This window comes from Actinokineospora globicatena (assembly GCF_024171945.1).
In the GTDB taxonomy this organism is placed as follows: domain Bacteria; phylum Actinomycetota; class Actinomycetes; order Mycobacteriales; family Pseudonocardiaceae; genus Actinokineospora; species Actinokineospora globicatena.
In genome coordinates, this window is the sequence record NZ_JAMTCR010000003.1 from 978,296 (window position 1) to 1,002,509 (window position 24,214).

Annotated in this window: 28 protein-coding genes; 19 read left to right on the top strand and 9 right to left on the bottom strand. The window is 72.7% G+C overall.

Going from position 1 to position 24,214, the window contains the following annotated elements:
• The first annotated feature begins 105 nt into the window (after nucleotides 1-105).
• From LV79_RS17745 to LV79_RS17775, 7 genes are read left to right on the top strand one after another with little or no spacing between them, the layout of a single operon-like run.
• On the top strand, nucleotides 106-594 hold the full coding sequence (locus tag LV79_RS17745; protein WP_253838107.1) for an Asp23/Gls24 family envelope stress response protein: 489 nt from the start codon (nucleotides 106-108) through the stop codon (nucleotides 592-594).
• Nucleotides 591-986 carry a hypothetical protein gene (locus tag LV79_RS17750; RefSeq protein ID WP_253838114.1) on the top strand — a complete coding sequence of 132 codons (396 nt, stop codon included), beginning with the start codon at nucleotides 591-593 and terminating at the stop codon, nucleotides 984-986. The genes LV79_RS17745 and LV79_RS17750 overlap by 4 nt, the downstream gene beginning before the upstream one ends.
• Nucleotides 983-1,159: a hypothetical protein gene (locus tag LV79_RS17755; protein ID WP_253838116.1), complete on the top strand. Its 177-nt coding sequence runs from the start codon at nucleotides 983-985 to the stop codon at nucleotides 1,157-1,159. Before LV79_RS17750 ends, LV79_RS17755 begins: the two co-directional genes overlap by 4 nt.
• On the top strand, nucleotides 1,156-1,554 hold the full coding sequence (locus LV79_RS17760) for an Asp23/Gls24 family envelope stress response protein (protein ID WP_253838120.1): 399 nt from the start codon (nucleotides 1,156-1,158) through the stop codon (nucleotides 1,552-1,554). The genes LV79_RS17755 and LV79_RS17760 overlap by 4 nt, the downstream gene beginning before the upstream one ends.
• Nucleotides 1,551-2,084, top strand: coding sequence for a DUF6286 domain-containing protein (locus LV79_RS17765; protein ID WP_253838122.1), 534 nt, complete (start codon nucleotides 1,551-1,553; stop codon nucleotides 2,082-2,084). The genes LV79_RS17760 and LV79_RS17765 overlap by 4 nt, the downstream gene beginning before the upstream one ends.
• A complete protein-coding gene (locus tag LV79_RS17770; protein WP_308208944.1) occupies nucleotides 2,081-2,758 on the top strand; it encodes an Asp23/Gls24 family envelope stress response protein in 678 nt (225 codons plus the stop codon). The genes LV79_RS17765 and LV79_RS17770 overlap by 4 nt, the downstream gene beginning before the upstream one ends.
• Before the next feature lie 47 nt (nucleotides 2,759-2,805).
• Nucleotides 2,806-3,396 carry a DUF5994 family protein gene (locus tag LV79_RS17775; protein ID WP_253838130.1) on the top strand — a complete coding sequence of 197 codons (591 nt, stop codon included), beginning with the start codon at nucleotides 2,806-2,808 and terminating at the stop codon, nucleotides 3,394-3,396.
• Between the two features lie 500 nt (nucleotides 3,397-3,896).
• Here the strand turns inward: LV79_RS17775 and LV79_RS17780 are convergent, their stop codons facing one another.
• Nucleotides 3,897-4,301 carry an STAS domain-containing protein gene (locus LV79_RS17780; RefSeq protein WP_253838132.1) on the bottom strand — a complete coding sequence of 135 codons (405 nt, stop codon included), beginning with the start codon at nucleotides 4,299-4,301 and terminating at the stop codon, nucleotides 3,897-3,899.
• Nucleotides 4,302-4,674: 373 nt separating this feature from the next.
• Between LV79_RS17780 and LV79_RS17785 the strand changes: the two genes are divergently transcribed.
• The 5 genes from LV79_RS17785 (at nucleotide 4,675) to LV79_RS17805 (ending at nucleotide 8,843) form a co-directional block, all read left to right on the top strand.
• Nucleotides 4,675-5,400: a GAF and ANTAR domain-containing protein gene (locus LV79_RS17785; protein ID WP_253838133.1), complete on the top strand. Its 726-nt coding sequence runs from the start codon at nucleotides 4,675-4,677 to the stop codon at nucleotides 5,398-5,400.
• Between the two features lie 25 nt (nucleotides 5,401-5,425).
• A complete protein-coding gene (locus tag LV79_RS17790) occupies nucleotides 5,426-6,190 on the top strand; it encodes a GAF and ANTAR domain-containing protein (RefSeq protein WP_253838134.1) in 765 nt (254 codons plus the stop codon).
• A 10-nt stretch (nucleotides 6,191-6,200) separates the two neighbouring features.
• Complete coding sequence (locus LV79_RS17795) at nucleotides 6,201-6,980, top strand: GAF and ANTAR domain-containing protein (protein ID WP_253838135.1); 780 nt, start codon at nucleotides 6,201-6,203, stop codon at nucleotides 6,978-6,980.
• A 112-nt stretch (nucleotides 6,981-7,092) separates the two neighbouring features.
• On the top strand, nucleotides 7,093-8,151 hold the full coding sequence (locus tag LV79_RS17800) for a fatty acid desaturase family protein (protein ID WP_253838137.1): 1,059 nt from the start codon (nucleotides 7,093-7,095) through the stop codon (nucleotides 8,149-8,151).
• A gap of 107 nt (nucleotides 8,152-8,258) precedes the next feature.
• Nucleotides 8,259-8,843: a hypothetical protein gene (locus LV79_RS17805; protein ID WP_253838139.1), complete on the top strand. Its 585-nt coding sequence runs from the start codon at nucleotides 8,259-8,261 to the stop codon at nucleotides 8,841-8,843.
• Nucleotides 8,844-8,951: 108 nt separating this feature from the next.
• Here the strand turns inward: LV79_RS17805 and LV79_RS17810 are convergent, their stop codons facing one another.
• The 3 genes from LV79_RS17810 to LV79_RS17820 are packed head-to-tail and all read right to left on the bottom strand — an operon-like array spanning nucleotide 8,952 to nucleotide 11,868.
• A complete protein-coding gene (locus tag LV79_RS17810) occupies nucleotides 8,952-9,785 on the bottom strand; it encodes a glycosyltransferase family 2 protein (protein ID WP_253838141.1) in 834 nt (277 codons plus the stop codon).
• A complete protein-coding gene (locus LV79_RS17815; protein ID WP_253838143.1) occupies nucleotides 9,782-10,786 on the bottom strand; it encodes a glycosyl transferase in 1,005 nt (334 codons plus the stop codon). Before LV79_RS17815 ends, LV79_RS17810 begins: the two co-directional genes overlap by 4 nt.
• Entirely contained in the window at nucleotides 10,783-11,868 is a 1,086-nt protein-coding gene (locus LV79_RS17820; protein ID WP_253838145.1) for a glycosyltransferase, read from the bottom strand. Before LV79_RS17820 ends, LV79_RS17815 begins: the two co-directional genes overlap by 4 nt.
• 335 nt (nucleotides 11,869-12,203) lie before the next feature.
• Between LV79_RS17820 and LV79_RS17825 the strand changes: the two genes are divergently transcribed.
• Together LV79_RS17825 and LV79_RS17830 are read left to right on the top strand one after the other, a co-directional pair.
• Nucleotides 12,204-13,082, top strand: coding sequence for a glycosyltransferase family protein (locus LV79_RS17825; protein ID WP_253838147.1), 879 nt, complete (start codon nucleotides 12,204-12,206; stop codon nucleotides 13,080-13,082).
• 67 nt (nucleotides 13,083-13,149) lie between these two features.
• Nucleotides 13,150-13,659: a hypothetical protein gene (locus tag LV79_RS17830; RefSeq protein ID WP_253838149.1), complete on the top strand. Its 510-nt coding sequence runs from the start codon at nucleotides 13,150-13,152 to the stop codon at nucleotides 13,657-13,659.
• A 12-nt stretch (nucleotides 13,660-13,671) separates the two neighbouring features.
• On the opposite strand, the gene LV79_RS17835 is transcribed toward LV79_RS17830, so the two are convergent.
• Nucleotides 13,672-13,818 carry a hypothetical protein gene (locus tag LV79_RS17835; protein WP_253838151.1) on the bottom strand — a complete coding sequence of 49 codons (147 nt, stop codon included), beginning with the start codon at nucleotides 13,816-13,818 and terminating at the stop codon, nucleotides 13,672-13,674.
• 144 nt (nucleotides 13,819-13,962) lie between these two features.
• Here LV79_RS17835 and LV79_RS17840 point away from each other — a divergent pair, with 144 nt between their 5' ends.
• Both LV79_RS17840 and LV79_RS17845 read left to right on the top strand, forming a co-directional pair.
• Complete coding sequence (locus LV79_RS17840) at nucleotides 13,963-14,808, top strand: oxygenase MpaB family protein (protein WP_253838153.1); 846 nt, start codon at nucleotides 13,963-13,965, stop codon at nucleotides 14,806-14,808.
• A gap of 145 nt (nucleotides 14,809-14,953) precedes the next feature.
• Nucleotides 14,954-16,933, top strand: coding sequence for a methyl-accepting chemotaxis protein (locus LV79_RS17845; protein ID WP_253838155.1), 1,980 nt, complete (start codon nucleotides 14,954-14,956; stop codon nucleotides 16,931-16,933).
• Between the two features lie 430 nt (nucleotides 16,934-17,363).
• Here the strand turns inward: LV79_RS17845 and LV79_RS34525 are convergent, their stop codons facing one another.
• Entirely contained in the window at nucleotides 17,364-18,344 is a 981-nt protein-coding gene (locus LV79_RS34525; protein ID WP_253838157.1) for an ArsR/SmtB family transcription factor, read from the bottom strand.
• Between the two features lie 138 nt (nucleotides 18,345-18,482).
• Between LV79_RS34525 and LV79_RS17855 the strand changes: the two genes are divergently transcribed.
• On the top strand, nucleotides 18,483-19,091 hold the full coding sequence (locus tag LV79_RS17855; RefSeq protein WP_253838560.1) for a C39 family peptidase: 609 nt from the start codon (nucleotides 18,483-18,485) through the stop codon (nucleotides 19,089-19,091).
• Between the two features lie 76 nt (nucleotides 19,092-19,167).
• Here LV79_RS17855 and LV79_RS17860 read toward each other — a convergent pair whose 3' ends face one another.
• Together LV79_RS17860 and LV79_RS17865 are read right to left on the bottom strand one after the other, a co-directional pair.
• Nucleotides 19,168-20,487: a PP2C family protein-serine/threonine phosphatase gene (locus LV79_RS17860; protein WP_253838159.1), complete on the bottom strand. Its 1,320-nt coding sequence runs from the start codon at nucleotides 20,485-20,487 to the stop codon at nucleotides 19,168-19,170.
• A 76-nt stretch (nucleotides 20,488-20,563) separates the two neighbouring features.
• Nucleotides 20,564-20,959 (bottom strand): ATP-binding protein, encoded by a 396-nt coding sequence (locus LV79_RS17865; protein ID WP_285469962.1) that lies wholly within the window; start codon nucleotides 20,957-20,959, stop codon nucleotides 20,564-20,566.
• Nucleotides 20,960-21,337: 378 nt separating this feature from the next.
• Here LV79_RS17865 and LV79_RS17870 point away from each other — a divergent pair, with 378 nt between their 5' ends.
• On the top strand, nucleotides 21,338-21,478 hold the full coding sequence (locus LV79_RS17870) for a hypothetical protein (protein WP_253838161.1): 141 nt from the start codon (nucleotides 21,338-21,340) through the stop codon (nucleotides 21,476-21,478).
• Nucleotides 21,479-21,489: 11 nt separating this feature from the next.
• Nucleotides 21,490-22,980: an SMI1/KNR4 family protein gene (locus LV79_RS17875; protein ID WP_253838163.1), complete on the top strand. Its 1,491-nt coding sequence runs from the start codon at nucleotides 21,490-21,492 to the stop codon at nucleotides 22,978-22,980.
• 34 nt (nucleotides 22,981-23,014) lie between these two features.
• Here LV79_RS17875 and LV79_RS17880 read toward each other — a convergent pair whose 3' ends face one another.
• Nucleotides 23,015-24,208: an FAD-dependent monooxygenase gene (locus LV79_RS17880; RefSeq protein WP_253838165.1), complete on the bottom strand. Its 1,194-nt coding sequence runs from the start codon at nucleotides 24,206-24,208 to the stop codon at nucleotides 23,015-23,017.
• Nucleotides 24,209-24,214: the final 6 nt, after the last annotated feature.

The following is a 24,214-nucleotide window of genomic DNA, read 5'->3' on the forward strand; positions in this document are numbered from 1 at the left end:
CAGACCTCCCCGCCGCCCCATCGGGCGCGGCCCACCCGTGTCACCACGGGGCTTCCGGTGCGCCTTCCAGCGGCACCACCCCAACGCAAGACCGAGGAGCACTCCTTGACGAACCCCGCCACCACCGCGACCTCCGCGGCGAAGCCCACCACCCAGAACTCGAACGCCGAGGTCGTCTCCCAGCGCAAGAGCAGGCAGGCGCCGGACCGGGGGACGACCACCGTCGCCGACGCCGTCGTCCAGAAGATCGCCGGTCTGGCCACCCGCGAGGTCGCCGGGGTGTACGCGCTCGGCGGCGGCGCGGCCCGGGCGCTGAGCGCGCTGCGCGAGCGCATCCCCGGCGCGACCGCCTCGGCGGGGCAGGGCGTCTCGGTCGAGGTCGGCGAGCGGCAGGCCGCCGTCGACCTGAACATCCTCGTCGAGTACGGGGTGTCCATCGAGGACCTGGCCAGGTCGGTGCGCCGCAACGTCATCGGCGCGGTCGAGCAGATGACCGGCCTGGAGGTCGTGGAGGTCAACGTCTCTGTCACCGACGTGCACATCCCGGACGAGGACGAGGGCGGCGGCACGACCACTGTCGGCCGCGTCCAGTGACCCCCGAGCGGGCGTTGAGCACCGACCTGGACGCGGCTGCCATCGCCGCGGCGGTGAGCGTCCTGCCGCAGGTGGCGGGTCCGCACAGCGGGCGGTACGGCGAGATCGCCACCTACCTGCCGGGGCGCAGGATCGAGGGGGTCCGGGTCCGGCCCGAGGAGATCGCCGTCGGGGTGGTCGCGCGGTACCCGGCCACCGTCGACGAGGTCGACAGCGCCGTTCGCGCGGCCGTCCTGCTGGTTGTCGGACCGGACAGGCCCCCGCCGTGGGTGTGGATCGGTGACGTGGCACTCCCCCGCACCACCGTCTGGCTCGCCGCGGCACCACGCCCCCCAGAGCGACCCCTGCCTGGCGCGGGCGCGCCGGGGACCGCGGCGAGGACGACAGCGTGAACCCCACCACCACCGGCGTGCTCGTCGGCGTCGCACTCGGGTTCGCCGCCGCCTTCGGCGGGTTCGGCGCCTTCATCCTCGTCCTGCTCCTCGGCGCGGCCGGGCTCGTCGTCGGCATGGTGCTCGACGGCACGCTCGACGTCTCCGCGCTGGCGGGCCGCGGTCGGCGGTGAGCACCCTGACCACCACCGCGGGTGCCCCGTGGACGACGCCGGTGGAGCCCGGTGAGCGCGGACGGCTCACCATCTCCGATGGCGTGGTGGCGCGGATCGCCGCGCGCCTGGCCGCCGAGGTCCACGGCGTCGGCGGGTCGGCGCACCGCCTGCTCGGCGTCACCGTCGGTTCGGAGCGCGCCGTCCAGGTCGACGCGACCGTCACCGGCTCGTCGGTCGCGCTCGTCGTCCGGTTGTCGATCACCTACCCGATGTCGGTGCGCCGAGCGGCCGAGGACGTGCGCGGGCACCTGGCGCGCAGGATCCGCGTCCTGACAGGCCTGACCGTGTCGAGGGTCGAGGTCACCGTCACCGCCCTGCACTCGGCGGCGCGTGCGGTGGGGAGGGTCCGGTGAAGCGGTTCCCCCGCCGCAGCGCCCCCGCCGTCCTCGTGGCCTTGGTCGTCCTCGCCGCCTGCGCGCTGGTCACCACAGTGGCCGTGCGGCAGGTCCTCGGGCAGCCACCGTGGGTGGACCCACGCGCCGTGTTCGACGCGCGGTGGTCCGATCCCACCGTCGTCCTCGCTGCCGCCGTGTGCGTTCTGACAGGCGTGTGCCTGCTGCTGTGCGCGCTGCTGCCGGGCGCCCCCGTGGTCCTGCCGTTGCGCGACGACGACCCGGAGACCGAGCGCGCGGTGGGTTCCGGCGCGACCCGCCGGAGCCTGCGCGACACCCTCCGGACGGCGGCGGCGTCGGTGGATGGTGTGGCCGCCGCTCGGCTGGTGCTCACCGACCGCGCGGTCACCGCGACCGTGACCACCCACCGCGCGAGCACCGACGGGCTGGCCGATGCCGTGATCGCGGCCGTCGAGCACCGACTCGACCGGGTCGGACCGGCCACCCGCCCAGGTGTCCGGGTCCGGGTCCGATCGGGGAGGACGCGATGAGCGACCACGAGCGACCGTCGAGGCTCAACCGGGTCCTGCTGGCGACCACCGGTGTGGTGTTGCTCGCCGGTGGCGGGTTCGCCCTGGCCACCCGGTTCGGTGTGCTCGAGGTGCTCGAACCGGACAACCACCTGGTCGTGGGTTACACCCCACCGCCGATGTGGGTCTGGTACGCCACGGCGGCCTGCGCGATCGTCCTCGGCCTGCTCGCCGTCCGGTGGCTCGTCGCCCAGGTGATCCGCAAGCCGAAGACCCACCCGTGGCGGTTCGACACCGACGGAGGGCGCACCGAACTGGCAGCGAGCGCCGCGACCACCCCGCTGCTCGCGGAGACCGAGACCTACCCCGGTGTGCTGGCGGCGCGCGGGACCCTGGCCGGAACGCGCGACAACCCGGCTCTGGCACTGGTGATCAGCACCGAGCACGACGCCGAGCCGCACGCGATCCGACACGCCTTGGCCACGCGGGGTGTCCCCCGACTGCGGCAGGCACTCGACCTCGACACGCTTCCCACCACCGTCGAGTTCCACTTCACCGACACGGCGGGCACACGAACCGCCACGCCAGACCCCGACGCGCCCCCGCACGGGCGGGCCGAGCCTCCAGGACGTTGCGACGACGAGGTGGCGCATCGGGACGGACGCCGTTCGCGGACAACTCCAGGGGAAGGGTGACCGTGCGATCTCAGAACTCGTGGCACCCCACCGGCAGGACAGCCGGGGTGGCACCGAACCGATCCAATCCCACCGACCCGACGACGGATACCGGGTGCCGGTGGGCGCTGAAGCCCTCCGAGGGCGCGCCGGGCCCGGTCGACGGGGGTTGGTGGCCGCGGTCGACCGACCCTTCCACCGAGTTCCCCCCGCTGATCGCCGACATGGCCGCGTCGGGGATGGCGGTGCTGCGGGTCACCTACAACCTCAACGCCTGGGACCGGAGCGATCCCGAGATCGTCGTGGGCGACGCGGCGGTGCGGATGGAGGGCGTCCACGCCACGCACCCCCAGTCGGTCACCCTGATCGGACCCGATGGCACCGGGACCCGGTTGCTGGTGATCCCGCCCGCGACTCCGGGCGGTGCCGCGCGGGCGGCGCTGCGCGCGGCCACCGACGTCGATTCGACCGCCTCGGTCGCGGACATCCTGGAGTGGAACAACGTCTCCGTCCCCGACAGGGGTGTCGGGGACGCCTCGCCCGGTGCACCGACAGAGGCGTCATCTCCGGTGCACCGTTCGCGCACGCCGACCAGAGCGCACAAGACCGGTGACGACGAGCGGTGGGAGTCCGAGGGCGGCCGGTCCGACCTGCGCTGACGGGCCAGCTCATGGCCTGTACCACGCCCCGGGCCGCGGGCGCTTCGACGTCACAGAGTCCAGAACACGGTCCCACCGCGCTTGGGGTCAGGTAGCGCGAAGGAGTCCACCGGTGCTCGCCAGACCAGATCCGATGTAGCCCAAGCCCCGAGCAGAACCCAGGCGGTTGGCAGCAGGATGTCCTCGCCCATGCCCGCCGTGGGCACGCGGCGAGTCCCAACCCGGCGATCGCCCACCTCGCGGTGGTGGACGGATCACGACTGGCGGCGTGGCGGCACGGGGCCGCCCCGGTGCTCGTCGCACGAGGCGGCGAGCCCTCATCCCGCCGTGCCGAACAGTCCTACCAGGACGGCGTCAGCACATGGACTCGGGCGGCCACTCGCGGTCGCCAGTGCCGTCGCGATGACGTGGACCTCGGCGGCGGTCACCCCGGACCCCCACTGTTCCATCCACTGTGGACATTTGACGGGGGCGCTCGCCGGTCTCCTCGGCCGACGGTTTCACCTGGTCGCACCACCGGGTTCGCCCCGACGCGACGCGACCACGTGCGAGCTCGGGGCGCCCGCGGTCTCTGGGGATGGCACGCGGCTCAAGCCGAGGATCTCGTCCAAGCCGGTGAGCGCCAGGGGTCTGGTCACCGCGGGCTGGTCGGCGATCAGCCGCAGTCCGAACCCGGCGGCGGTGAAGGTGTGGTGGGCGTGGACCATGACGCGCATGCCCGCCGCGCCGAGGAACGACACGGTGCGCAGGTCCAGCACGATCCCGATCGCACCCGGCATGGCCCGCACGTCGATGCGGGCGCGGCTCAGCGCCTCGGCCAGGGTCGGCGCGGTGACCATGTCCAGGTCGCCGGTGACCTGGACCCGCAACTCCGGGCCGCTCCAGGTGATCGCGAGGCGCAGCAACGGGCTACCGCGGAAAGACGCTTCTGGCGGACCGGGTTTCGGTCCACCGCGGCGCGGGGCGCGGGGCCGACGGATCCCGGGTTGGTCGCCCGGCGCAAAGGGGATGAGGTTCGACTCCACGATCAACTCCTGACCTCCCGCCGCCTCCGGGCGCGCGGGGGTGTGAAGAGATCGTCGTCAGCGCGGGATCTGGGCACATGCCGACGAAGGAGACCCCAGACTAACCCGATCTTGGCGATCGCGCACGGCTGGTTCTCGGGGGCGGGGGGCGGGCGCGCGCAGGCGCGTCTGCTCGCGTGCGACCCCAGCCGGGTGACGCGCAGCGAGCGGGGCGCACCCCGTAGGGTGACGTGGAGCTCGAGCGGAGGACTCAATGGTGGAAGACCGGGTCCGGCGGTTGCGGGCCCTGGTGAGCGCGGGCCGGGTGGACCGGGACGCGTCCGTGGTCGGCCTGGTGTGCGAGTTGTGCGTGGCGGAGCTGTCGATCTCAGGGGCGGGGGCGACCGTGTTGAGCCACTTGCCCGACGACGTCGGTACGGCCCTGGGGCGCGGTCTGGTCTACGCGACGGACCCGGTCAGCGCGGGCTTGGAGGACCTGCAGCTGACCGTCAACGAGGGCCCCTGCCTGGACGCCTTCGCCTCCGGCGGACCGGTGCTGGTCGCGGACCTGGCGGCCGAGGCGGCGCGGTGGCCCGGGTTCACCCCGGCGGCGTGCGAGCTGGGCGTTGCCGCGGTGTTCTCCTTCCCGCTGCAGGTCGGGGTGGTGCGGTTGGGCTCACTGGACCTGCACCGCGACTCGGTCGGCCCGCTGAGCCGGGTGGAGATGGCCAACGCGCTGGTGCTGGCCGGCCTCGCGACCCAGGAGGTGGTGGCCGACCTCGACGGCCACGACGTGGCGGATCTGAGCTGGCTGGCGGACCCGCACGTGGAGATCCACCAGGCCGCGGGGATGGTGCAGGCGCAGCTGGGGGCGAGCACCGAGGTGGCCCTGCTGCGGTTGCGGGCGCACGCGTTCACCAGCGGCCTGCCGCTGGCGGAGGTGGCGCGCCAGGTCGTGGCCCGCGCGTTGCGGTTCACCGACGACGGGGACAGGCGATAATGGGTGTCAACGAAAGGTCGACTGGATGAGCACAGCCCGGGATCAGCAGCTCGCGAGCACCTTCGTGGCACTGGCCGACACCCTGGTCGCGGACTTCGACGTGCTGGACTTCCTCGGACTGCTCACCGAGCGGGCGGTGGACCTGCTCGCGGTGGACGCCGCCGGGGTGATCCTGTCCGACCAGCGCGGCGGGTGGCGCCCGGCGGCGGGGTCCTCGGAGCACGCGCACTTGGTCGAGGTGTTCGCCGCCCAGACCAGGCAAGGCCCGTGCCTGGACTGCGTGCGCGGCGGGGTCGTGGTGGCGAGTTGGGACTTGGCCGAGGAGGCCGCGCGCTGGCCCGCCTTCGGTCCGGTCGCGGTCGCGGCGGGGTTCCGGGCGGTGTGCGCGGTGCCGATGCGGCTGCGCGACGACGTCATCGGGGCGCTCACGCTGCTCAGCGCCGCGCCGGGGCCCATCGACGACGCCAGCGTCGCCCTGGGGCAGGCCCTCGCCGACGTCGCGACGATCGGGATCCTGCAGCAGCGGGCGATCCGGCACGACGCGATCGTGTACGAGCAGCTGCAGGCGGCACTGCACCACCGCACGGTCGTCGAGCAGGCGAAGGGCGTGGTCGCGGAGGTGACCGGCCTGGGCATGCACGAGTCCTACACCGCCCTGCGCGAGTACTCACACGCGCACCGGCGCAGGCTGTCCGAGGTCGCGGCTGAGATCGCCACCGGCGCCCTGTCGCCCGCGGTGTTGCGCGACGCCGCGTCGGCCACGTCGGGCACCAACCGCGACGCCAAGTAGGAGGCACCCCATGCCGGACCATTCCCCCAGGGCAGACGCACCCACGCGGGAGCAGCGGGTGTCGCGGACCTTCGTCGCGCTCGCCGACTCGCTGGTGGACGAGTTCGACATCGCCGAGTTCCTCGACCTGCTCACCACCGGGGCCGTCGACCTGCTGTCGGTGGCGGCGGCCGGGGTCATCCTCCGCGCGCCGGGCGGTGGCCTGGAGGTGCTGTCCAGCACCTCCAGGCAGGCGGACCTGCTCGAGCAGTTCGCCGTCCAGGTCGACGACGGCCCGTGCATCGACTGCGTCCGCAGCGGCGTGGCGGTGACCTGTGCCGACCTGGACACCGACGGGTGGCGCTGGCCCCGGTACACCGCGGGAGCCCAGGAATGCGGGTTCCGCTGCGCGCACGCGATACCGATGCGGCTGCGCGGGGAGACGATCGGTGTGCTGAGCCTGCTGGGCACCGAGCCGGGCGCGCTCGACGACGAGCGCCTCGGACTGGGGCAGGCACTGGCCGATGTCACCACCATCGCGATCCTGCAGCACCGCGCCATCGAGCTCGGCGACCGGCTCTCCACCCAACTGCGCACCGCGCTCGACAGCCGCGTCGTCATCGAGCAGGCCAAGGGCATCCTCGCCCAGCGCGGCGCCTTGAGCATGGACGAGTCGTTCGCCGCGCTGCGCGGCTACGCCCGTTCCCACAGCCAGCGCCTGGCTGCCGTGGCGGGCGCGGTGGTCGCGGGCACCGCGGACCTCGACGCGATCCTCATCCCCGGTCCCCGCAGGTCCATGCCTCAGGCGTGAGCCCGCCCACGGGTTCGTGGTGCCCGTTTGCGCAACTGCCCCAGCGGGAACCACTGAGCGGACACCCCAGTTGCCCGAGACCCCGGCAGCGCCGGACTCGGGAAGGCTCGACATGACAGCACCGCCGCCCATCGCGCCACCGCGCGCGACCACAGCCACCCGGCAGGCGCCACGCAGTGACTTCGCCGCCCTCACCGGCGTGATCCGGGAGGCGGGCTTGCTCGACCGCCGCCACGGCTACTACGCGGTGACGATCAGTGTGACCCTGTTGGTCTTCGCGGCCGGGTGCGTGGGTTTCGTCCTCTTGGGCGACTCGTGGTGGCAACTGGGCACCGCGGTGTTCTTCGCGGTCATGTCCACCCAACTCGCCTTCCTCGGCCACGACGCCGGGCACCGGCAGATCCTGCGCTCCGGAAGGGCCAACGACCGCGTCGGCCGGGTCTTCGGCGGTCTCGTCGGGATCAGCTACGGCTGGTGGATGGGCAAGCACACCCGCCACCACGCCAACCCCAACCACGAGGACGAGGACCCGGACCTCGACATCCCGATCCTCGCCTTCACCCGCGGCCAGGCCCGCGACCGCGCCGGGTTCGTGCGCTGGACGGCCAAGCACCAGGCGGCCCTGTTCTTCCCGTTGTTGCTGCTGGAGGGGCTGAGCCTGCACTGGACCAGCGTCCAGGCGGTCTGGCGCGGGGACATGAAGGCCAGGCGGCTGGAGGCGGTGCTGCTGGCGGCGCACATCGTGGGGTACCTGGTGGCGGTGTTCCTCGTGCTGTCCCCGCCGGTGGCGATCGCGTTCGTCGCCGTGCACCAGGGCCTGTTCGGTGTCTACATGGGATGTTCGTTCGCGCCAGGGCACAAGGGGATGCCCACCTACACCGACGGGACCGCGCCGGACTTCCTGCGCAAGCAGGTCCTCAGCAGCCGCAACACCGGCGGCGGGGTCTGGGTGGACCACGCCCTCGGCGGGTTGAACCACCAGATCGAACACCACCTGTTCCCCAGCATGCCGCGCGCCAACCTGCGACGCGCGCGCCCGCTGGTGCGCCGGTTCTGCGAGCAGCGCGGGATCGAGTACGCCGAGTGCGGCCTGGTGAGCACCTACCGCCACGTCCTCCGCCACCTGCACGAGGTGGGCGCGCCACTGCGCGCGCAAGACGCGGGCAAGTAGCCCTGGGACCTTCGCCACCGTTTGCGTGGTGGCCCCCCGGGTACCCCGTCACCGGGCCCGGCATCCGGGTACCGCTTGGGATCGACCCTCTCAGAAGTCGGGAACACATGGGCAACAACAGGAACACCGTCATCCGCTCGATGCACGACGTGGGGCTCAGCGCCTGGTTCGGCGGCGCCCTCATGGGGGCGGTCGGGGTGAACGGCGCCGCGGCGGACGTCGACAAGCCCACCGAGCGCTCCTCGGTCGCCTCGGCGGGCTGGGGCAAGTGGTCGCCGGTGTCCACGGCCGCGATCGCCGCCCACCTCATCGGAGGCACCGGTCTGCTGATCGCCCAACGGAAACGCGTCCGCGACCAGCCAGGGGCGATGGCGAACACGATCGCCAAGACCGCCATCACCGGGGCGGCACTGGCCGCGACCGCCTACAGCGGCGTGCTGGGCACGAAGATCGCGGCGGCGGGCCCCGTCCCCGTCGAGGGCGCCACCGAGCCGAGCCCGGACACCACCACCGAGGTCGCCACCGCGCAACGCCAACTGCGCGTGCTGCAGTGGGCGATCCCGCTGCTGACCGGCGTCCTCGTCATCCTCGGCGCCCAGCAGGGCGAGCAGCAACGACCGCCCCGGGGCCTGCGCCTGATCACCCGCGCCACGAAGAACGACCCCCTCCGCCTCGCCCGCCGACTGGGGTGACAGCCCCGCATTGAGGCTATAGTGGACAGTCGATCCGGGATTGTCGCTATAGCGCGAGAACGCCCGTTCCCCTCGATTCCTGGGGAGCGGGCGTTTGTCTTCCCTGCGTTAGAACGGTTTCGCGGCCACGAGGCGCAGGAGGTCGCGGCCCGGGTCGAACTCCACCACTCCCCCACGGGCGAGGTCCCGGAGCCAGTCCCGCATGGGCCAGTGGCCGTGCCTGCGGCGGAACGTGGTGGCGTTGCGGACGATCTCGGGTGCGCGAGCGGGATCCAGGCGGGTCGGCGGGTGGTACTGGTGGTAGGCCTCGGCACCCCCGACCCAGTACAGGCCCGCACCCGCCGCGCGGCTGGTCAGGGCGAAGTCGGTGTCCTCCGCGCCGTACCCGGCGTAGTCCTCGCAGAACCCGTCCAAGCTCGTCCACGTCGCCGCCGTCACCGCGAACGACAGCGACCAGAACAGCTCGAACCGGTTCTCGGCAAGGAGTTCGCCCGGCTGGGGCGCTGGGCGCGCGGGGTGCACCGGGGCGTCGAGGCGGTCGAGCGCGTAGCCACCCGCGGGTGGCGGTGGGAGGTAGGCGACCGGTCCGCAGAGCAGTGCGGGTGACCGGACCCGCGCTGCCGCGTCGGCGTAACTGGCAATCAGTCGCGGCCCCGGGACGCAGTCCACGTCGAGGAACACGAGCAGATCGGCGCCCGCGTCCAGGGCTCTGGCGGCACCCAGGTTGCGAGCGCGGGCCAGCGGCAGCCCACCGCCGTGGCCGGAGAGCCCCTCGGTCAGCACGGGTGCCGCGCCGGTGACGTCCCGCAGTTCGGGTGTGTCATCCATGCCGACGACGACGTGCAGATCGGGCGGGCACGCGACGAGGCCAAGCCGCTGCCCGTGCAGGTGGTCGTCGCGGCGATGGGTGATGGTGACCACGGCGGTGCGCGGCGGGTTCATCGGGCCAACGCGTCGAGCTCGGCGGCGGCCCGAGCGGCGCCGTCCCCCGGTGACCACCGCGCCCAGTCCGCGCCGGTTCGGAGGCGGGCCCTGCGGAGCAGGCCGGGCCAGCGGGACGGTTCGGGCCACCGCGCGGACACCACCGCCAAGCGGGCTCGGAGCAGTGCGGCCGCCGTGGCCCGCTGTTCGCCGAAAGGACGTGCTTGGGCGACCACCACGGCAGGCCGCCTGGCCGCCGCGACCTCGGCCACGGCGTTCTGCCCGCCGTGGGTGACCACCACCTCCGCGCCGCACAGCGCCTCCCACGGGTCTGCGAGCCACCCGGCCCACCGCAGGCCGCCCTTGGCGCCCGCGGGCTCCGGCCCGATCACGGTCCACGCCCAGTCCGGGGTGGCGGCGGCCGCGGCCCGCAGGTCGGCGGTGGTGGTGTCGAGCCCGCCGGAGCCCCACATCGCCACTACCCGTCCGGTCCTGCTCGCCGGGACCGGGACCCGGTCGTCGAAGCGCGACAGGGCGCCCAGGTGCACGGTCTTGGCCAGCCACTCCGGCGGCCACCCCGGTTGGGGGCGCGCGGGCCACGGCGCGAGCAACCTGGCCGCGAGGTCGTAGGCGAGGCGGTGCGGCCGGTCGGTGCGGTCTCCCGGCTGCGCCATGACCACCACGGGGACGCCGTGCAGCCGGGCGAGCAACGCGACCTCGACGGACACGTCACTGACGAGCACCCGCGCGCCCGTGGCCGCGAGCACCTCGCTGATCGCGTTCATCCGCTCGGACAGACCCGGGTGGTGGCGGGGAACCCAGTGCAAGGTCCCCCGCGCGGTGACGTCGTCGGCAACCGCGTCGGCACCCGCGTCGTCGACGAGGCGGATCCAGCGGCCCGGCCAGTCCGCCGGACGTGGGGCGCTGGACAGGCCGATCACGGGTGTGCGCAGCCGCGCGGCGATGGCGCGAGCGCGGTGCACGTGGCCGGAGCCGTGGTGGTGGACGTAGTAGGCGATCACGACGCGAGCTCCCGGTAGAGGCGTTCGTAGCCGTCGACCATCGTGGTGAGCGAGCACGTGCGTTCGGCGTGGGCCCGCACGCGACCGCGGTCCAGGGTGGCCGCCTCGGTGATGGCGGCGGCGAGTCCGTCGACGTCTCCCGCATCGGCCAGCACCCCCGAGTGCTCGTCGAGCAACTCCGGCAGCGCGCCGCGGGCGTAACCCGCGACCGGTGTCCCGCAGGCGAGCGCCTCGGCCACGACCAGCCCGTAGGGCTCGTCCCAGCACGGTGAGATGACCGCGACCGCCGCGGACCCGACCAGCGCGGCCAACTCGGCGTGATCGAGGTGACCGACGTACTCGACGCCCCCACCGAGCAACGGCTCCACCCGCTCGCGGAAGTAGCGGATGTCGGGCAGCGGTCCGGCCAATCGGAGCCCGGTACCCGCGCGGCGCGCGGCTCGGATGGCGTCCACGGGGCCCTTCTCCGGCACGACCCGACCGGACCAGACCGGCACTCCCCCGCCCGGGCCCGCTGACCACAGGTCCAGGTCGACCCCGTTGTGGATCACGGTGGCCACGGGGACGCGCGGACGCCACCGGCTCGCGGTGTGCGCGCTCACCGCGGCGAAGTGGCTCGTCGACCCGAGGGAGATGGCCGACTCCAACCACGGGGTCGGTGGGGTGTGGAGGGTGGTCACCACCGGCGCGCGCAGGTTCGGCGCCATGGCGACGGGCAGGTAGTGCAGGGAGTTGTTGTGGACGACGTCGTAGCCGGGGTCGCGGGCCAGTTCGAGCATCAACCCGAGGTAGGCGTGGTGCTCGGCCATGAAGTGACCGGCGGGCATGCTGGTGTCCGCACGCGCGTGCCCGGAGAGCGCCGGGTGGGTGTCGAGGATTCGGACCCCGAGGGCGGGATCCGAACCCGGGCCGCCGAACACCTCCACGGCGTGGCCGCGCGAGCGCAGGTGGCGGGTGAGCTGCCAGGTGTGCGCCTCGAGCCCGCCGGGGAAGGGCTGGCGGATCGGGTACCTGGCCGAGGCGATGAGCGCGATCCGCAACGGGGCCGCCCGGCAGGCGCGCGGGAGCGTGGGTGTGGCCATGAGGTCCCCCAGGGGCTGGAGCGAGATGTCCCGGTCGCGGGTGGGCTCTGCCCACTTGAGACGGAGGCCACCACCCGGATACCCGCCCTACCAGTGGTCAACCCGTGAGATATGCCCGCTGCCCGTGCGCGATCGTTACGGCGGAGCGGGTTTGCCGCGCTCCCCGGCGGGCACTCGCGACTGTGCCCAACGCCCGCCCGTTGCGCGTCGCATCCGTTCCCGGGCAACACGTCTACGTCCGACACCTGTCACCTCCGGCCGGAGACGCACGCGTGCGGCGGTTGCCGGACGTACCGGTCCTGGGCGCTCCTGCCGGGCAGTGGTGGCCTCCGCCCATGTTGGACCCCGGTTGGATCCACCGGAACCGCGAGGATTTCGACGTCTTCCACGTGCACTTCGGGTTCGACGACCGCACGCAGGAGCAGCTGCGGGCGTTGGTGCGCGCACTGCGAGCGGTGCGCCGCCCCTTGGTCGTCACGGTGCACGACCTGCGCAACCCGCACCACGCCGACCCGGCCCAGCACACCGCGGCACTGGACATCCTGGTCCCGGCGGCGGCCGAGGTCGTGACGTTGACCGGGGGCGCGGCCGCGGAGATCGCTCGCCGGTGGGGCAGGGTGGCGGTCGTCGTGCCGCACCCGCACGTCGTCGACCCGATCCGCGCGCGAGCGGCGCGCCCGGAGCACGAGGGGTTCGTGATCGGGTTGCACGCCAAGAGCAAGCGGGCCAACAGCGACCCGGTCCCGGTCGCCCACGCGGTGGCCGATGCGGTGGCGCGGCTTCCTGGTGCCCGGCTGCGCATCGACGCGCACGACGACGCGGCCGGACGAGCGGTGGCCGCCCGACTCGCCGACCTCGACGTCCGGGTGCACCGACCGTTCTCCGACGACGAACTGTGGGACTACCTCACCGACCTGGACGCCTCGGTCCTGCCCTACCGGTTCGGCACCCACTCGGGCTGGTTGGAGGCCTGCCACGACCTGGGCACCACCGTGATCGCCCCCTCGTGCGGCTACTACGCGGACCAAGGCCCGTGCCTGGTCTACGACCACGACGAGTCTGGATTGGACAGTGCATCGCTAGCGCACGCGGTGAGCACGGCCTACCGGGAACGCCCGTCCTGGCGCGCCGATCCCGATGTCCGGGCCCGCCAACGCCAGGAGATCGCCGACCACCACGCACGCCTCTACCAGGCCGCGGTGAACCAGACGTGAGGCCTCTGGCGCCACTGACGACGGCGGGACCGCGGAGCCCTGCCGCACGCCAGTACTGTGGCCGACCATGACAAGGGTCATGATCCAACCCTCGTACGGGAAACCAGAGACGCGCAGGCACTGGGCTGACACGCTGGACGTCCTCGTGCGGTTCGGCGAATCGCCGTACCGTGAGACGCTCATGCCGGACCAGCGCGAGGAGTTGGCGTCGGCTCATCCCGGCGGTGCGGCCAGGTTCTGGGGCACGACGGCCAAGCACGACAAGCGCGTGGACGTGCTCGAACCGGGTGACGTGGTCCTGCTGACCGGCCAGCGGCACGTGCGGGCGATCGGGCGGGTGGGCAGGGTCGTGCGAAACCCGGCGTTCGCGCGGGCGTTGTGGAATCCCGACCCGCGCGACTGCCTGTGGAGCAACGTCTACAGCTTGGTTGACTACCGGGCGACCTGGATCCCCTATGAGGGCATCTGGGCGCTACCGGGTTTTACCGCTGGTGATTACTTCATGGGATTGCGGCTTCTGGACGCCACGAAGAGCGCGACCGTCCTCAATGGACTGGATATCGACCGCGCGCCCTGAAGCCGCGCTTGGTCATGACTGGATGGTGGCGTCCAACTCCTCGGCGGGGGCGGACGGCGACACGGACTCAACGGTCTCACCTGCCTGCTCGACGGCGGGTTCGGGGTGGAGGTCGATGAGACGGGTACGGCGGGGGTTTGCGACACCGGTGAAAGACATGTGCGACTTATACCAACATTGACACCCTTGACAAACTTGACATAGGTCACCGTAACGGCGGTTCGGGAGCGGCGGGTGCCCGTCGTCCCAAGTCACAGGGCCAAGACCGTCCACCACGCCTAGCCTGGTGGTGGAGGTGGCGTCATGGAATCGGTATTGAGCCCGCATCGGCTGCGGCGGTTCGCGGGCGAGCAGTTGTTCGCGCGGGTCGCCGGTCCCGACGGCCCGGCGGTGCGCGCGCGGATCCACGACTCCCCCGGCCCGCGGTGGTTCGGCCCGGATCGGCCGATCAGGGTGGTGCACGGCGACGCGTCGATGTTCGTCGGCGGGTTGCGGGCGCTGCTGCTGCAGTCGTTGCACCCGCTGGCGATGGCCGCCGTCGCGGCGCACTCCGGGTACCGCGGCGATCCGTGGGGGCGGCTCCAGCGCACCAGCACCTTCCTGGCCACGACCACCTTCGGCACGGCCGACGACGCCCAGTCCGCCGTGGACCACGTCCGCGGCATCCACGAGCGGGTGCGCGGGACGACCGACCGCGGCGAGGCCTACCACGCAGCCGATCCACACCTGCTGACCTGGGTGCACGTCGCCGAGGTGGACAGCTTCCTGCGGGCCCACAAGCAGTTCGGCGCCCACCCGCTCGACGAGGCGGGCTACGACGGCTACGTCGCCGACACCGCCCGGATCGCCGCCGCCCTCGGCGTCACCGACCCGCCCCGAGACCAGGCCGAACTGGCAGGCACCCTCGAGGCCTTCCGCCCCGAACTGCGCCCCACCCCGCAGGCAGGCGCCGCCGCCCGGTTCCTGCTCCTCACCCCGCCGATCCCCTGGCCCGCTCGCCTCCCCTACGCCGCCCTGGCCGCGAACGCGGTCGCCACCCTCCCGCCCTGGGCCCGCTCACACCTGCGTCTTCCCCACCTCGGCGGCCCCCTGGTGCGGATCTCCGGCCACTGCCTGGTCCGCTCGATCCGCTGGGCCATGGCCCGATGACGACTCGCGTGTGACCAGGCCTCGGTCCACGCAGAGCGACCGTGCGACCCGACAGGGTGAAGGAGCTCAGGGCCGGTACGCCCCCGCCGATACGAGGGCAACGGTGGAGCCGCCGCCAGTACCTGTCTCCAGGGGGATCATCCGCATGTCGAGTTTCCGGGGCCGTCTGCTGGCCGTGCTCGTTCCGGTCCTGGTCGTCGGCTTGGCCGTCCTGTCGGTCTTCGTCGTGGTCAGCGCGACGGGGCTGGAAGAGGACGCGCAGCGGCGGCACGGCAGCGACGTCGCCGCGAGCCTCGCCGAGCAGGTCGAGACCCAGATCGCCGCCGCCCGCACCGCCGAGCGCGCCATCGTCGCCACGGGCGCCGCCCTGCCGACGGAAAACCGCCCGCTGCTCGACGAGGTGGTCCGCGGGGCGCTGGCCGCCACGCCCGAGATCTACGACATGTACCTGTGCTTCGACGCCCCCGGCGACCCGCGCTACCCGCTGTCCAGCGTCTACCAGTACCTCTGGGTCAAGGACGGGAGTGGCACGCCCGTGCGGCAGGACCTAGACGACGCCGCGAACGCCGAGGCCATCACCTACGCCTGGTACACCGAGCCGAAGACCACCGGCGCGGAGAGCGTCGTCGAGCCCTACTACGACGAGAACCTCAAGGCGCTGATGACCTCGGTGACCGCGCCGATGGTCCGGGACGGCCGCACCGTCGGGGTCGCGGGCGTCGACGTCACCCTCGACCAGCTCTCCAAGCAGGTGAGCGCCGCGAAGGTGTCCGAGCACGGCTACGCGATCCTGCTCTCCCGCGCGGGCACCCTGCTCGCCGCCCCCGACGCCTCGGTCGTCGGGTCCAAGACCCTGCAGCAGGCCGCGTCCGAGCCCGCGCGCGACACCGCCGCCACCCTCACGCGCCTGGCGGCCAACGGCGGCAGCGGCACCCTGGACGGCAAGAACCCGCTGGCCCAGGCAGCGGACGACGCGGTGCTGAGCTGGGCGCCGGTCGAGGGGACGGGCTGGACGCTGGTCACGGTCACCCCGATGAGCGACGTCCTGGCCCCGGTCGGCGCGCTGCGGACCAAGCTGATCGGCTTCGCGCTCGTCATCGCCCTGGTCCTGCTCGCGGCCGTCTGGTTCACCACCCGCCGCCTGACCAGCCGGATGCCCGTGCTGCGCACCGCCGCGCTCGACATCGCCCGCGGTCGCCTCGACGTCACCCTGCCGCCGTCCGGGCGCGACGAGCTGGGCGAGCTGGCGGGGGCCTTCGGCGAGATGGTGGCCACCCTGCGCCGCACCGCCGACCACCTCCGGCGGATCGCCGCCGGTGACCTGACCGCCCCGGTGGAGCCCGCCGGTGCCGACGACGAACTGGGCACCGCGCTCGTGGAGATGCAGCGCGGCCTGACCGCCTCGGTCCGGGCCGTGGTGGACACCGCCGACGCCCTGACCGGGTCGGCCGAGGCGCTGCGGGACCAGGCCGACGAACTGCGCGACAGCGCGACGGTGACCCACACCGAGTCGGCCGCGGCCAGCATCGGCGCGACCGAGTTCAGCGACAGCGTCGCGGAGATCGCCTCGTCCATCTCGCGCGGCTCGACGCTCGCCGCCGACGCCGAGCAGGCGACGGCCACCATGACCGCGCAGCTGCACAGCCTCGCCGGGTCGTCGGCGGCCATCGCGGGGGTGGTCGACGTGATCACCAGGATCGCCGCCCAGACCCACCTGCTCGCGCTCAACGCGACCATCGAGGCGTCCAGGGCGGGCGAGGCCGGACGCGGTTTCGCGGTCGTCGCCACCGAGGTCAAGAGCCTCGCCGAGTCGACGACGACCGCGACGGTGAGCGTCACCGAGCGCATCGCCGCCATCCAGTCCGATGTGGACGGCACGGTCCAGGTGATCGAGCGGATCGGCTCGTCCATCCGGGACATGGCCCAGCTGCAGACCACCATCGTCGCGGCGGTCGAGGAGCAGTCGGCGGCCTCGCACTCGGTGCGCGAGAGCATCGGGCACGTCACGGACGTGGCCGCCCGCACGGAGACCAACGTCCAGGCCAGCCTCGGCCTCGCCGACGACCTCGCGGGCGCGGTCGAGCGGCTGGAACAGGTCAGCAAGAGCTTCCGGCTGCCCGGCTGACCAGCGGCCGCCGGGCGCTCCGCTTGTGCGGGAACCGTTGCCGCCGCACGCTCGCCCTGACGACGACTCCGTGCTCGACCGCGCGGTCGTCCGGCTGAGCAGTGTGGTGGCCGCGGGGTCAGGGTGTGGGCAGGCAGCGCCGCGGTGGCGGCCGGTGGTGATCAAACCAGCCTCGCGCCGGATCGCGGTGTGCCTGCTGATGGCGGCGGCGCTGGCTCGCTTCGCCAGTGCGGGTGGCGGGCGACGTCCTGCGGCGACCGGGTCCCCGCTCGAACCCGGTCCACGTTCTGGCACGCCCGGGCCTCTGGCACGCCTCGTTCGGTGGGCGACCTTGTCACTTCCCTGGTGCCGGGAGCAATCGCCGGTCCACCTGGTCGGTTCGCGGTGTCGCGGTTCAGCGGCTCTCCAGGTCCGGACCGGCGGTGTCCATTCACCGCGCCTGCCCGGTCTCGCGCGGGGCACGATCAGGGCGCCGCGCGGTCGCCCGGGTGAGCAGGGTGGTGGCCGTGGGGGTCAGGGTGTGGCAGGCGGTGCCGCGGTGGCGGCCGGTGGTGATCAGGCCCGCTCCGCGCAGGATCGCGGTGTGCTGGCTGACGGCCGAGGCGGAGGTGCCGACGTGGTGGGCGAGGGCTGTGGTGGTGGCGATGCCCTCGGCGATGGCGGCGAGGACGGTGGCCCGGGTGCGGCCCAGCAGCTTCGCCAGTCCGGCGGGCGGTTGGGGGCGTTCGGTGCGGGCGGCGGGGTAGGTCAGCAGCATGCGGTCGTTGTGCTTGAGCAGGGTGGGAGAGCGCTGGAAGTAGGACGGGACGATGTCGAGGCCCCGGCCGTCCAGGGCGGTCTCGGCCTCGAAGGGGCTGTCGACCTCGAGGGCCGTGCCGTCCCAGCGGATCAGCGGGTGCAGGCCGGTCAGCAGTCGCCCGACGCCGTCGTCGGCGAGGTCGCGGGTGCGGGTGGCGCGGTCGAGGGCGCAGGAGTGTTCGACCGCGGCCCACTCTGGGCGGATGGCCAAGTCGTGGTAGGCGCGCAGGGAGGCCAGCAGGTCCCGGCGGACGGCGAGGTCCTTGTCCAGGCCGCGCAGTACCGACGGCATGCGACCCGACCAGCGGGCGAGCCAGTCGAGTTCGACCCGCACGCGCGCCCGGGGTGCGGCGAGCAGGGCGTCGTCGTCGACACCGGCGCCCATGAGCGCCACCAGGTCCAAGAAGTGCGGGCCGCGCGGGGAGATCGCCGCGAGCATCCGCGACCACGGGCCCAGCCCCGCGCGGACCCGGTCGCGCCACGGCTCCAGGTGCGCCCCGTCCGCGCCGCCGCGCAGGGCGTTGAGGCTGAACAGCGTCTCCGAGACCGGTGTCGGGGACGGGAGCAGGCGGACCCTGGCGACGTCGGCGGAGCTGAGGATGAGCCGGTGCACGGCAAGCGATCTTTCCCCGTGCTGAACCGATCCACCAGGGGGTTTAAGCGGCAGCTTCAGCGCGTCGCGGCGTGGGTGGCGGCGCGGCCAGGCTGAGGCCCAGCAGATTCCCGCAAGCAGGAGGAACCCTTGAGATCGGTGATCATGAAGGTGGCCTTGGTGGTGGCCATGGCCCTGGGCGTGTCGCTCAGCGCCCTGCCGACCGCCTCGGCCAAGGCCGTCGCCGCGTGCCCGGACGGCGTGTGCTCCAGCAAGTACCTCAACTACAGCGGCCAGAAGCAGATCAACGGCTACTACTGCGGCCCGGCCGCCACCCGGGTCGCGCTCTCGGTCCGGCTGATCAACGTCCCCACCCAGGACTCGCTCGCCTACAGCCTGGGCACCACGGTCAACGGGACCGACCACATCGGCCTGGTCACCACGGTGCTGCGCAACTACGTGGGCGGCTGGTACGAGTCGAAGTGGATCGGCGGCAGCTACGCCGCGCAGTGGCAGATCGACCTGCTGGTGGCCGACGTCCGGCTCAACATCAACAACGCCTTCCCGATCGTGGCCAACGTGGTGGGCACCGCCACCGACACCAACGGCGGCAGCCACTCCTACAGCGGCGGCCACTACCTGACCGTCGTGGGCTACGAGCAGGGCGGGAACATCTCGGTGATCTACGACCCGGCCCAGGGCGTCCAGTACCGGATGGAGACCCGGAGCCTGGCCCACTGGATCGCGGGCCGCGGCTACAGCGCCTGACCCACTGACCCCCGTGTGACCGGAAGCGCCACCGGTCACACGGGGTTCTGCCGTGGTGCGGCGGCCGCCGAGCGCTTTATGCGAGAAGGCGTGGGTTCGCGTCGGGCCCGGGCGGGACGCGAAGGGCGAGCAGCGCGGTGTCGTCGCTGGCCCAGCCCTGGGTGTGCTGGGAGAGGCGGCGGTTGAGGTGGTCGACGGTGGCCGCGGCGGTGAGGTCGTGGCAGTCGGCGAGGGCCTGGGTGAGGCCGGTGTCGCCGAGCATGGGGGCGCCGGGGTGGTCGGCGCGGGCTTCGGTGGCGCCGTCGGTGTAGAGCAGCAGGGTGTCGCCGGGGTCGAGGTGGAAGGCGACGTCGGTGAGGTCGACGGTGGGCAGGATGCCGAGGAGGGTGCCGGGAGTGCCGAGGGGTTCGACGCGGCCGTCGGCGTGGCGCAGCAGGGGTTGGGGATGGCCTGCCAGGCACAGCGTGCCGGTGAGGCCGTCGGAGGTGGCGCGGAAGGTGAGGTGCGCGGCGGTGAGGAAGCGGCCGTCGTCGCGTTGGGCGAGCAGGGCGGCGTTCAGGCGGGCCAGGACCGTGGCTGGGGCCGGGTGGTGGCTGGCCTCGGCGCGCACGGTGTAGCGGGCCAGGGCGGTGACCTCGGCGGCGGCGACACCCTTGCCGCACACGTCACCCAGCACGGCGTGCCACTGGTCGTCCTCGCCGCGGAACAGGTCGTAGAAGTCGCCGACCACCGCGATGCCGCCGCCCGCGGGGACGTACGATGCCGCCGCCTCGACGCCCGGGACCTGCGGTAACACCGGTGGGAGCAGGCTGTCCTGCAGGCTCCGGGCCAGCCCCGCGCTCAGCTCGTGTGCGGCCACGGCGGCGGCGAGGGTCTGGCGCATGCCAATCTCGGTGCTGACCGCGCGCGCCAGGGTCGCCAGCGAGGCCAGCACCGTCGGTTCCCAGGGGTGCGGCTGGTCGTCGATGACGCACAGGCTGCCCAGGACCCGGCCGTCGCGGTCGAGGATGGGGTGCCCGGCCCACGCCCCGATGTTCATCGGCCGCACCGACGGGTGATCCCGGGTGCGCGGGTCGTTGGGCGCGTCCGCCACGGCGAAGGTGTCGCCCAAGCCGACGAGGAAGTAGCAGAAGCTCTCCCGCACCGGGTTCTGCCGGTCGGGGATCTCGTGCAGGTCGACCCCGACGCAGGCCTTCCAGAACGAGCGCTGCTCGTCGACCAGCGTCACGAACGCCCGGTCACACCCGGTCAACCCCGCCGCCAACGCCGCGAGGTCGTCGAACGCCGCCTCCGGACCGGTGTCGAGCAGACCCGTCGCCCGCACCGCCGCCAGCCGCGCCGGATCCGACAGGGCCGCGGGCAAGCCGTCCGGGCGGGTACCACCGGGGAACCGCACTACGCCAACTCCCACGGGTCACCCAGTCCCTTTCCCGCAGCGAGCCTGTCCAGTGCGTTGCCCGGCGCCGTGGTGCTCAGGTGGCCATGCCGAGTCGGGCGGTGAGGACCGTCTTGCCCAGCGTACGGGTCAGGTCGACGGTCCGGCAGATCGCCTCGATCAGGGGGAGGCCCCAACCGTGGCTGACGCCGATCCCGTCTTGGGTGGGCAGCCAGTCGCCCTCGTCGACGACGGTCAGGACGACACCTTCGTCAGCCAGGTGGACCGACACCAGGACCGTGCCTTCGGCGCCGCGGTAGCCGTGTTGGATCGCGTTGGTCACCGCCTCGCTCGCGCACAGCACCACGTCGTCGATCAGACCGCAGGCGATACCGCTCTTCGTCAGCCACGACCGCAGGGTGCGCCGTGTGACCGCCACGCTCGCCGGGACACCCGGCACCGACAGCGACCACGAACCAGCCGACTCGCCCACTACTGCTCCACCACGGCGTACCCCGGGTGCGCGTCCCAACGGGCAGGGCGTAACCCCAGATTGATGCTCATGCCTGCGGTGTCCTCCTCGAGAAGTTGCGCACCTGGACACGACATCGCCACCGGGCCGGTACAGAGCGTCAAAATGGAGGTACCCACCAGGCGCGCCCACCACACTGACCAGCGGCACTGGTTTCCTCGCGATGATCCACTAGGCCCGCCTGTGATCATTCATTCGGAGAACTGGCCGATTTCCTTGCGCGGATTCACTTCGCTGCCATTCGCGCCGAACATGATCTGCCGTGGGGCCTCCGACCTCTCCTCCAAGGCCGGAGGCCCGCTCACATCGCCGAGTTGAACATATGTTCGATAGCGGGGTATGCTTGTCACCGTCCCGCCCGCTCGGCCGATGGGGAAGATCGACCGAGCGGGCGGGCGCCAACACCGCGGCGCGATCCGGCTCTGGGGCGAGGACAACGTCACTGGTCAGCCCGGCTGGCTGGCGGTAACCCGCAGGTAGGGTGCCGCTCCATGGTGGATGTCGCTGGGGCGCTGGGGGCCGTGCTGGGGAGTCGGGTGACCGGGCCTGGGCCCGGTGGTGCGGTCGTGGCGCGGTGGCGCAGCGGGGCGCGGACGGACGCGTGGGGCAGCTTGCGGACGGCTCAGATCACCCTGGACGACCTGCCGCGGGAGGTGCTCGACCTCGCCGAGGTCGGCCGGTACGAGGTGCTCGTGGACGGGCTCGGCGGCTTCACGCTCACCGCGGCGTTGGGGACGCCCGTGCCGGGCAAGATCGTGCTCGACCCGGATTTCCGGCTGCCAGGTCGGCAGATGTCCGCCGCCGCGGCGCCCGGGCGCCCGATCGGTGTGCCGACCGACCCGGCGGTGCTGGCCGAGGTGCGGGCCTTGGTCGAGGAGTTCGGCCGGTTCCACACCGACCTCGTCGGCAGCGCGCCCGGATGGGCCCAGCCCGCCACCGAGGCGGAGCTGACCGCTGTCGAGACCCGGCTGGGCGTGCGGCTGCCCGAGGACCTGCGCGCCTTATACCTGATGCTGGCCAACGACTTCGCCGAGTCCGGTCTGCTCGGTCGCTACAGCCACACCAAGCTGGACTGGGTCGAACCGTGGGAGAGCTGGCCGGAGACGGTGTTCGAGCAGGACCCGGTCTACACGGTCCGGCCCGCGGGTCGGGTCAAGCGCCTGAGCCACAGCCCGTGGTGGATCCGGTTCGGCGGCGACCGCGCGTGCAACAACCTCTTCGTCGACCTCGACCCCGACGTGGACGGCACGCGCGGCCAGGTGATCGAGCACGGCCGCGACTTCCACGGCGCGCCCCGGCTGGTCGCCGCGTCGGTGCGGGACATGCTGGTCGACGTCGTCACCGCGCTGCGGGAGGGTCGGCACGAGGTTCGGCGTGGCACGCTCGACGTCGCCGCGACGTTCGACACGGGGTCCATCGAGCCGCACAGCACGACGTTCATCGGCGTGCCCACCGAGGTCGACGACCCGTGGCGGGCCCAGCGGGTCTCCCTCGTCGACGCGGGCGTGGCCGACCTCGCCGGCCTGGCGAACCTCAGCCTGCTGACACACCTGAACATCGTCCGGGCGGGCCGGGTCGTCGGCGATGCCCGGCGGCTCCCCCGGTTGGAGTCGTTGTCGATCGACGCGGCCGCGGTGGACACCGAGGGGACCGGCGGGCACCCGGAGCTGTGGGACCTGTCCTTGTCGGGGGTGCGGCAGGCCGTGCGAGCCCACGACCTGGGCGGGGTGATCCGGCTCTCGATCGCGGACATCGATGTACCGGACCTGGAGTCGTTAGACGTGCCCAAGGTCTTGGTCGCCGACGCCGCCCAGGTCGAGCGGCTGCTGCGCGCGGACAAGCTGCGCACCCTGGCCGCCCTCTCGATCGAGTCCCGCGCCCCGCTCGCCGACGTGGTGCGGCTGCGTGACCAGGTGAGCGGCGAGCGGACCGAGGTGTTCCACGTCAGCGGGCAGGGACTTCCCGTCGTCGCGGGGCGGTGACCGGACGATCAGACACCGGCACCGAACCAGGTGTTCAGTGCGGCGTCGGGTAACTGGGGAGGTCGATCGCGTCCGAAGGCGGGTTGGTGACGCGGGAAACGACGCGGCTGAACCTGGGGTTGGTGGCGATGCCCGCGGCGGTGTGGAGGGCTCGAATGCCGGTGCGGGTCTTCGGGGACGCGATGCGTGGGGCGAACCAGGAGACCTTCTGGGCCTGGGTGACGTACGGGCGCAGGATGGTTTCGTAGGCCTGGAAGGCGTCGCGGTGGTCAGCGTGGCGGCCGAGTTCGCCTGCGAGGACGTAGGCGCCGACCAGGGCGAGGCTGGTGCCCATTCCGCTGAGCGGGGAGGCGCAGTAGCCCGCGTCGCCGACGACCGCGATCCGGCCGCGTGACCACTGCTGGAGGTGCATCTGGCCGACGGACTCGAAGTAGAAGTCCGGTGACCCGTCCATACCGTCCAGCACGCGCGGCGTCTCCCAACCCGCCCCAGCGTAGTGACGGCGCAAGAACTCCTTCTGCGCCGGGGTTTGCAGTCGGTCGATTCCTTTGTGGGCACTGAGGAAGTTCAGCGACGCACGGGTCGTGCCTTGGTTGTCCGGGCGCAGGAGGACGACGCGGCGGCCAGGGGCGTTGTACCAGCGGGCCCAGCTGCCATCGGATTCCGCGCGGGGAATGGTGAAGTACGCGGTGTAGAGGCCGAACGACCGGGTGCGGGCGATGTCGGCGAAGACGAGGTCGCGGGTGCGGGAGCGGAACCCGTCGGCCAGGACGACGAGGTCGAACCGGCGGTCGGGTCCGGTGCGGAAGGTGACGTCCACGCCGTCGCCGGTCTCGGTCAAGCCGGTGATCTCGTCACCGAAGACGTACTCGGCATCGTCGCGGGTTCGTTGGTAGAGCAGGTCGGCCAGTTCGCCGCGCAGCAGTTCCAGCTCGGTCACGAACCCGTCCCCGTCAAGGGATTCGCTGCCGAACGAGGCCCGGACGCGGTCGCGGTCGTCGACGAAGTGCACACCCTCCTCGTGGGTGATGCGTTCCCGTGCGGCCTGCTCCAGGCCCATGCGCTCGATGACAGTGCGGCCCGCGCCGCGCAGGTCGACCGTCTGGCCGCCGAGCCGCATCTCGGTGGCGCGTTCGACTACGGTTGGAGACATCCCGTACCGGTGCAGCCAATACGCGAGCGCGGGTCCCGCGATGCTGGCACCGGAGATCAAGACGCGGCGTGACATGGGGTG